This is a genomic window from Frankia sp. CoWAU3, from assembly GCF_977971855.1.
In genome coordinates, this window is sequence record NZ_CDWWXB010000004.1 from 1 (window position 1) to 7762 (window position 7762).

A 7762-nucleotide genomic window follows, 5' to 3' on the forward strand; every position below is an offset into this window, starting at 1 on the left:
GCCTGCTCGACGCGTTCCTGGCTGGCGACCCCACCTCCCGGGTCGCGGTGGAAACACTGCTGACCACCGGGCACGTGCACGTGGCCGGCGAGGTCACCAGCTCCGCGCACGTCGACGTGACCGCCGTCGTGCGGCGCACCCTCACCGACATCGGTTACGACGCCGCCACCGGCTTCGACGGCGCGACCGTCGGCGTGCTGGTCTCGATCGGTGCCCAGTCCCCGGACATCGCCCAGGGCGTCGACAAGGCCTATGAGGCACGGGTCGAGGGCGGCGAGGACACGCTGGCCCAGCAGGGCGCCGGCGACCAGGGGATCATGTTCGGCTACGCCACCGACGAGACCCCCGACCTGCTCCCGCTGCCGATCACACTGGCCCACCGCCTCGCCCAGCGGTTGTCGAAGGTGCGTCACGACGGCCTGCTGCCCTACCTGCGGCCGGACGGCAAGACCCAGGTGACCATCGAATACGACGGGGACCGCCCGGTCCGGTTGGACACGGTGGTCGTGTCCGCGCATCACGCCGCCGACGTCGACCTGGCCACCCGCCTGGTTCCGGACATCCGCGACCAGGTCATCGCCCCCGAGCTCAAGCGGTTGGCCGAGGAAAACCTGGGCCTGGAGGTAGACGGCTACCGGCTGCTCGTGAACCCGACCGGCCGGTTCGAGATCGGCGGCCCGATCGGCGACGCGGGCCTGACCGGCCGCAAGATCATCATTGACACCTACGGCGGTTACACCCGCCATGGCGGCGGTGCTTTCTCCGGCAAGGACCCGTCCAAAGTCGACCGTTCGGCCGCCTACGCGCTGCGCTGGGTCGCCAAGAACGTCGTCGCGGCCGGCCTCGCCCGTCGGGCGGAGCTGCAGGTCGCCTACGCCATCGGCAAGGCCGAGCCGGTGGGCCTGTTCGTCGAGACCTTCGGCACCGAGACCGTGCCGGTGCCGGAAATCGCGCGGGCCGTCTCGGAGGTCTTCGACCTGCGCCCGGCCGCCATCATCCGGGACCTTGACCTGCTACGGCCGATCTATGGGCAGACTGCCTCCTACGGCCACTTCGGTCGGACGCTGCCCGACTTCACCTGGGAGCGCACGGACCGCGCCGGCGCGCTGCGCGCCGCCGTCGGCCGCTGACACCGGCGGCCGCTGACACCGCGCCCCCGGTCTTGCCTGACGACGACCCCGGTCCGCGCGGCTACGGGAGGCGCCACCCCCGAGGGGCGGTCAGAGTGGACCGCATGACCACTTCGGACCGGTCCGGGCGACGCGCACCGTCCGGAACACGGCCGCCTCCCGGAACACGCCCCGTCCCCCGGGCACACCCCGCGACTGAATCAGGGTCCGGGGTGTCCCGGCCCGGGGAACGGCCCCGGGACGCGCTTGGCCGCCCCCTTCCCCACGGCGAGACCGGCGTGCCGCCGCTCGCCTCCTCGGCCCCGCTACCGCCGGCCGCAGCGCTCGCCGAGGCCCAGCGACTCCTCGACGCGGGACTTCCCTTCCAGGCACACGAGGTACTCGAAGCCGTCTGGAAGAGTCCGGAGACCGACCCCGGCGAGCGCGGGCTGTGGCGTGGGCTAGCACAGCTCGCCGTCGGCGTCACCCATCTGGCCCGCGGCAACGTCAAGGGCGGCGTGGCCGTGCTGCGGCGCGGCGCGGCGAACCTCATCCCCTACGCGGACCGGCCTCCGCACGGCGTAGCCGTTCCCGGTCTGCTCGCCTGGGTGGACCTGCGGATCGCCGACATCGGCCGGGCCCATCCCGGGCTGCCGTGCATCACCGCCCGGACCGCCCCGGCCGACGGCGGGCCCCGCCTCGTCGGTTAACCCCACCGCGCCACCCGCGGCGCGCCCCTGCCCGTTCTGCCCCGCCGCGGCGGGGCAGAACGGTGGCATTCATCCTAGAACGGCGGTACGATCATCCTTCAGCTGGAGCGAGCAGTCCGGAGGATTTCACAGGTGGGAATCGGGTGGACCAGGGCGACTTCTTCATCAGCTACTGCCAGCGCGACCGGGACTGGGCCGAATGGATCGCCTGGCAGCTGCAGGAGGTCGGTTATCGCGTGTTTCTCCAGGCCTGGCATATCGGCCCCGGCCGCAACTGGGTCAGGGGATGGAGAACTGCCGGCACACGATCGCGGTGCTCTCGCCCGAGTATCTGAATTCCCCGTACTGCCGGGCAGAATGGTAGGCGGCGTTCGAATACGATCCCGAGGGCAACCTCCGTAAGCTCATCCCGGTGCGGATAGCGGAATGCACCCCTACCGGGATGCTCCGGCAGGTGGTCCACTTCGACCTCATCGGCATCGACGACGAGGACGCCGCCCGGGAGGAGCTGCTGCGCAACGTCCGCTCGGCCTGGGAAAAAGAAGGTGGTCTCGCGCCCAAGAAGCGGCCGGGCTTCCCCCCGGCCCAGGGCACCCGGACCGAGCCACCGGAGCCCGACCCCGCCGGTACACCTGGCACCCCCGCCGCCGTCACCCCGGACACCGGCCCCACCCTGCCGTTGCCGCCCACGCAACGCCCGATCACCTCACGGCCCACGTTCCCGCCGGAGGTGCCGGGATGGCGCCGGGCGGCCCGCGCCATCCGTACCGCACTCACGCGGGGGTGGGTCATGCTCCCGACGCTCGCCGCGGCCATCGTCATCGGAATCGCTTTCCAGGTGGCGGACGGCGGCCCCGGCGGAGTGCTGGTCGGCTCACTCGTCGCCGCGCTCGCCGCGCTCGCCGCGGCCGCCCCGGCCTTCATGCTGTTCCCTCCGACGGACCGTACCGCGACGCTGGTGGTCGGTGGGGCCTGCGTGGTGGGCGCGCTCGGGGGGGCGGAAATCGCCCACGGCCGAGCGTGGGCGGCCATGGCCGAGGTGCTGGGCGCAGCGGCGTTTTCGGCCGTCTTCACCATCGCCATGCGCCCACCCCGCCCAGCGCCACTGGCCGATCCGGCGGACCCGGACCCGGACCCGGCTGCAGTCACGGAGCCGGGTGTTCGGAACAAATCGGTCGTTACCCCGTAGCCCTCGGGGATCAGGCACAAGAATCGGCAGCCCTCGACCAACGGCGTCCTGCGCGGCATGGTTGGTATGCGACGATCAGCGCGGTGGGAGCAGGATGCGCGACCGGCCAGGTTCTCACCACCGGGATCCGGGGCACCGGGATCCCGGTGCGGCGGCCCAGTGGCGGACAAGTGCCCCGGAGCTTGCCCCGCGCAAGGCCCGACGTCAGCGTCCCACGGATCGAGGAGTCGCCGCGATGTCCAATACCCGGTCGCGGCTGGGACGGCGTCCCATCGCGATCACCGCCCTGGTGATCCTGGCCGCCATCGTCGGCGTCTTCATCGGCCGGGCCTTCGGCGGAGACGGCCGTAGCCCGATGCTCGTGAGCACGCCCCGAAGCACGCCCTCAGCGCAGACGGCGGCACCGGAACAGGCTCGGCGCGATGCGGCGACGGAGGCGAAGGCGAACCTGCACACGACCACGTGCACGACCGTACGGATCATCGCCGGCCAGCCCCGCACCCCCTACTCGCAGTACGCGAGCACACTCGCGAAGCTCATCAGTGATCCGGCGCTGAACGGCGGCAACGGGTGGCGCGCCTTTCCTGATTCGGACACGAGCGGGACGTCCCAGAACCTCAAGAATCTCGGGGTTCCGGAGAACCGGCGCTGCACTCTCGCGCTGGCCCAACTCAACGTGGTGGTGGACGCCCAGAACGGCCGGGGCGACTTCACCGGCGGGGCCGTCGAGGGCCTGAGACTCGTCGGCCAGATCTATTACGACGTTCTCCAGCTCATCGTCCCGGCCGACTCCAGCATTCATAGCGCGGACGATCTGTGCGGCAAGACGGTCAAAAGCGGACTGCTCGACTCGGGCACCCACCAGATCGCCACCGTGCTGTTCCGTCAGATCACCCGGGTGAAGGGAGCGGGCTGCGTCGTCCGTCCAGTGACCGGGAACCGGATAACCGAGGCGCTCCAGAAACTTCACTCCACCGGCGCGGATCACGCCGACGCGGTCCTGTGGGCGGCGGGCGCTCCCACGATGGCGGTCCAGGAATATAACGACAGTTACCAGAAGATCAAATTCGTGCCACTCGACGACTGGCAGTCGGCGATCCAGCGGGACTGGTACTCCCAGTACCTCGATGTCGGAGCCAACGTCTTCACAAGGGCCGCTATCGAGCCGGGTGACTACAATATCATCCCGTCCCAGCCGACAGCGACCCTCGCGGTGCCGAACGGCATCGTCGCCAGTAGATACGCCGACCCCGCGCTGGTCGAGTTCGCCGCCTGGATGATGGACGAGCACTCCGCCGAGTTCAAGGCCACCCTGTGGGCCACTCATCAGGCGCAGGCGCGCCGCCTCGGTTTCGCGACTCCCGGCTCCTTCATCGCGACCAACATCTGCCGATACGTCCCGCTACATCCGGCGGCGGAGAGATACTATACACATGCGCTCGGTTATCCGACGGGATGCCCGGCCCCGACCCCCTGACCTCCGGTTCACTTGTTGACCCATCAAGAGGGTGGCCCGTAGCGTCGATCCGGGCAGGCGCCAGGCAACGGGCAGGGCGGTACGGGCAGGGCGACGGTCGATCCGCCGTCATTGTGATGCTTGTGACGAGGGAGAACCCATGGAGAACGCAGTCATCGTCGATGGGGTACGCACGGCGTCGGGACGGGGCAAGCCGGGTGGGGCGCTGTCCGAGACCCATCCGGTGGAGCTGCTGGCCACCGTGCTGAAGGCACTGATCGCCCGCAACGACCTTGATCCGGCGCTGGTCGACGACGTCATCGCCGGGTGTGTTGACCAGGCCGGCGAGCAGGCCGTCAACATCGGGCGCACCGCGGTGCTGTCGGCCGGGTTCCCCGAGTCGGTGCCGGCCACCACGATCGACCGCCAGTGCGGCTCGAGCCAGCAGGCCGCCCATTTCGCCGCGCAGGGGGTGCTCGCCGGCGCCTACGACATCGTCATCGCCGCCGGGGTGGAGTCGATGAGCCGGGTGCCGATGGGCTCCACCACTTTCGGCAAGGACCCCAACCGCCCGAGCCTGCACGCCCGCTACCCCGAGGGCCTGGCCCACCAGGGCATCGGCGCGGAGCTCGTCAGCGCCCGGTGGAAGATCAACCGGGAGGACCTGGACATCTTCTCCGCGCGGTCGCACCAGCTCGCGGCGGCCTCCGTCGCGGCGGGGGACTTCGCCGGGGAGATCGTCCCGGTCGAGATCACCCTTCCGGACGGCACGACAGCCCAGCACACCGTGGACGAGACGGTCCGAGCGACCACGACCGTCGAGACGCTGGCGAAGCTCAAGCCGTCTTTCTACACCGAGGCGTACGCCGCCCGCTTCCCGGAGATCACCTGGAACATCACCCCGGGTAACTCCTCCCCGCTGACCGACGGCGCCTCGGCCGTCCTGATCATGAGCGAGACCAGGGCGAACGAGCTCGGCCTGCGGCCACGGGCCCGGTTCCACACGTTCGCGCTCGCCGGGGACGACCCGTTGCTCATGCTGACCGCGCCGATCCCGGCAACCCGCAAGGCGCTCAAGCGCGCCGGTCTGAGCATCAACGACATCGACGCCTTCGAGGTCAACGAGGCGTTCGCGCCCGTGCCGCTCATGTGGGCCCGCGACACCGGTGCCGACCCGGCGAAGCTCGACCCGCGCGGGGGCGCCATCGCGCTGGGCCACCCACTGGGCGGATCGGGCACCCGCCTGCTCACCACAATGCTCAACTACCTGGAGGCCACCGGCGGCCGTTACGGCCTGCAGACGATGTGCGAGGGCGGCGGCATGGCCAACGCCACCATCATCGAACGGCTCTGACCTCCACCGGACGATCCGCCGGTATCGGTCCCCTGGTCCGCGCCCGGTGCACCGTGGGAGCCGGCCCTCACGCCGTGAACGCGGCCACGGTGAGCTGCCGCACGGCGGGATCCCGGCATGCCTGCGTGTCCGGGCCGCTCAGCCGCAGCGCCTCGGTGTTCCCCGGCGGGTACACGCGCAGCGCGGCGACCGGCGCGGTCCCCGAGGGAGGCGTGCAGCTTTCCGCCACGCCGAGATGCAGGATGCGCAGGACCGCCGTCGCGGCGCCCCCGGGCACGAGCCGCACCGGCGCGCCCGCCGGCCCCGTGCGCTCCGCCGCCGCGCCCACCTGCCGGCCGGCCGCGTCCACGAACGACACACCGGGGAATCCGCGTACCACGCAGGGGCTGTGACCGATGTTGGTCAGGACCAGCCGTTCGTAGTCGCTGCCCGCGGTTCCCTGGCGGTCGACGCTGCTCAGAGCGAGTTGAGCGGTCCGGCACCGGGCCGCCACGGACGTCGCCGGAGCCGCCACCGCGGTGGCGGTACCCCCGCCGCCGCCCGGGCCCGCGCCGCATCCGGCGACGAAGATCGACGTCGCGGCCAGGGCGAGTACCGCCGGAAGAGCCCTCCCACGAGACCTGTGCATGACGACCTCCTCGTCGCGCGGCGAGCCGGCTTGCCGGCAAGCCACCCGGTGATGTCACCTACTCCCTTCCCACTGCTACCCTCCGTGACACCGTCGGAGATCCGTCATACCGGGCTCCAGGGCTCTTGTTCTCGTCGGCGCGTCCGGTTCCTCACCATCGCGTACGGCCCACGCCTGCCGATCGGCCTTTCTCCAGTACCGGGCCTGCCGGGCCACGGCACCGGACTGGCTGACTGGCTGACTGGCTGGCCAGCCGGCCCACACAGTGATCTTCTACCGAGGCCCACTCGGGGTCTGGACCGTGCGCCAACCAGAGGTCATCGTGAAACGGACGGGCTATGAAGCGCGTTGTTGCCGCGTGACGGGGTAGGCCCGCGGGCCGGGTCGTCCCGCACCGACCGGAAGGGATCATGAAAGTCTCCGAAGACGCCGGATGTAGTTCCGGCCGACCCACGCGCGAAGAAGCGCCCGCGGGGGTCGACCGATGATCGAGGCGCTTCTGTTGGTACTCAGCCTGGTGCTCGTGGCCGCCTGCGGCGTTTTCGTCGCGGCCGAGTTCGCTTTCGTCACGGTGGACCGGCCCTCGGTGGAGCGGGCCGCCGAACGCGGTGATCGGGGCGCCCGCGGGGTGCTCACCGCGCTGCGCGGTCTGTCCACCCAGCTGTCCGGCGCCCAGCTCGGGATCACCGTCACCAACCTGATGATCGGTTTTCTGGCGGAGCCCGCCATCGCACGGCTGCTCGAGGGGCCGGTCACCTCGCTCGGCGCCTCGGACGGGCTCGCCCGGGCGGCGTCGGTGGCGATCGCTCTGGTCCTCGCGACGGGCCTGACGATGGTGTACGGCGAACTGCTCCCGAAGAACCTGGCGATCGCCCATCCCCTCGGCACCGCGTTGGCGGTGCAGGCTCCCCAGCGTGCCTTCACGAAGGCCACCGGCCTGCTGATCCGCTCGCTGAACATCACGGCGAACGCGGTGCTGCACCGCCTCGGCATCTCGCCACGCGAGGAGCTGGCCTCGGCCCGTTCGGCTCAGGAGCTGTTCTCCCTCGTCGGGCGGTCCGCCGAGCACGGCACCCTCTCCCACGAGACGGCGACGCTGGTACAGCGCTCCCTGCTGTTCGGTGACCGGACCGCCGAGGACGTCATGACACCCCGGATGCGCATGCGCACCATCCACGCCGACGAACCGGTCAGCGAGGTCATCACCCTCACCCGGCGCACCGGGCACTCCCGCTTCCCGGTACTCGGCACGGACAGCGACGACGTCGTGGGCCTCATCCACGTGAAGAACGCGGTCGCCGTCCCCGAGGACGCCC

At 70.9% G+C, this 7762-nt stretch carries 8 protein-coding genes; 7 read left to right on the forward strand and 1 reads right to left on the reverse strand.

Annotated features, from left to right (window positions below):
• The 6 genes from metK to AC08ON_RS01045 form a co-directional block, all read left to right on the forward strand.
• On the forward strand, nucleotides 1–1130 hold a 1130-nt coding region (gene metK / locus AC08ON_RS01020), incomplete at its 5' end, for a methionine adenosyltransferase (protein ID WP_476606065.1).
• 212 nt (nucleotides 1131–1342) lie between these two features.
• Entirely contained in the window at nucleotides 1343–1819 is a 477-nt protein-coding gene (locus AC08ON_RS01025; protein ID WP_011437379.1) for a DUF309 domain-containing protein, read from the forward strand.
• Between the two features lie 143 nt (nucleotides 1820–1962).
• Complete coding sequence (locus tag AC08ON_RS01030) at nucleotides 1963–2154, forward strand: toll/interleukin-1 receptor domain-containing protein (RefSeq protein ID WP_476616300.1); 192 nt, start codon at nucleotides 1963–1965, stop codon at nucleotides 2152–2154.
• 107 nt (nucleotides 2155–2261) lie between these two features.
• Nucleotides 2262–3008: a hypothetical protein gene (locus AC08ON_RS01035; protein ID WP_476606063.1), complete on the forward strand. Its 747-nt coding sequence runs from the start codon at nucleotides 2262–2264 to the stop codon at nucleotides 3006–3008.
• 235 nt (nucleotides 3009–3243) lie between these two features.
• Nucleotides 3244–4485: a TAXI family TRAP transporter solute-binding subunit gene (locus AC08ON_RS01040; protein ID WP_476606062.1), complete on the forward strand. Its 1242-nt coding sequence runs from the start codon at nucleotides 3244–3246 to the stop codon at nucleotides 4483–4485.
• Nucleotides 4486–4624: 139 nt separating this feature from the next.
• A complete protein-coding gene (locus AC08ON_RS01045; protein ID WP_476606061.1) occupies nucleotides 4625–5818 on the forward strand; it encodes a thiolase family protein in 1194 nt (397 codons plus the stop codon).
• Between the two features lie 67 nt (nucleotides 5819–5885).
• Here AC08ON_RS01045 and AC08ON_RS01050 read toward each other — a convergent pair whose 3' ends face one another.
• Nucleotides 5886–6446: a DUF4232 domain-containing protein gene (locus AC08ON_RS01050; protein ID WP_476606060.1), complete on the reverse strand. Its 561-nt coding sequence runs from the start codon at nucleotides 6444–6446 to the stop codon at nucleotides 5886–5888.
• 484 nt (nucleotides 6447–6930) lie between these two features.
• On the opposite strand from AC08ON_RS01050, the gene AC08ON_RS01055 reads away from it, so the two are divergent.
• On the forward strand, nucleotides 6931–7762 hold an 832-nt coding region (locus AC08ON_RS01055; RefSeq protein ID WP_476616301.1), incomplete at its 3' end, for a hemolysin family protein.

Excerpts from the sequence above, each read along its gene's own strand:
- AC08ON_RS01035 (WP_476606063.1), top strand. The coding sequence starts at position 2,262 with ATGCTCCGGCAGGTGGTCCACTTCGACCTCATCGGCATCGACGACGAG.
- AC08ON_RS01040 (WP_476606062.1), top strand. The coding sequence starts at position 3,244 with ATGTCCAATACCCGGTCGCGGCTGGGACGGCGTCCCATCGCGATCACC.
- AC08ON_RS01045 (WP_476606061.1), top strand. The coding sequence starts at position 4,625 with ATGGAGAACGCAGTCATCGTCGATGGGGTACGCACGGCGTCGGGACGG.
- AC08ON_RS01050 (WP_476606060.1), bottom strand. The coding sequence starts at position 6,446 with ATGCACAGGTCTCGTGGGAGGGCTCTTCCGGCGGTACTCGCCCTGGCC.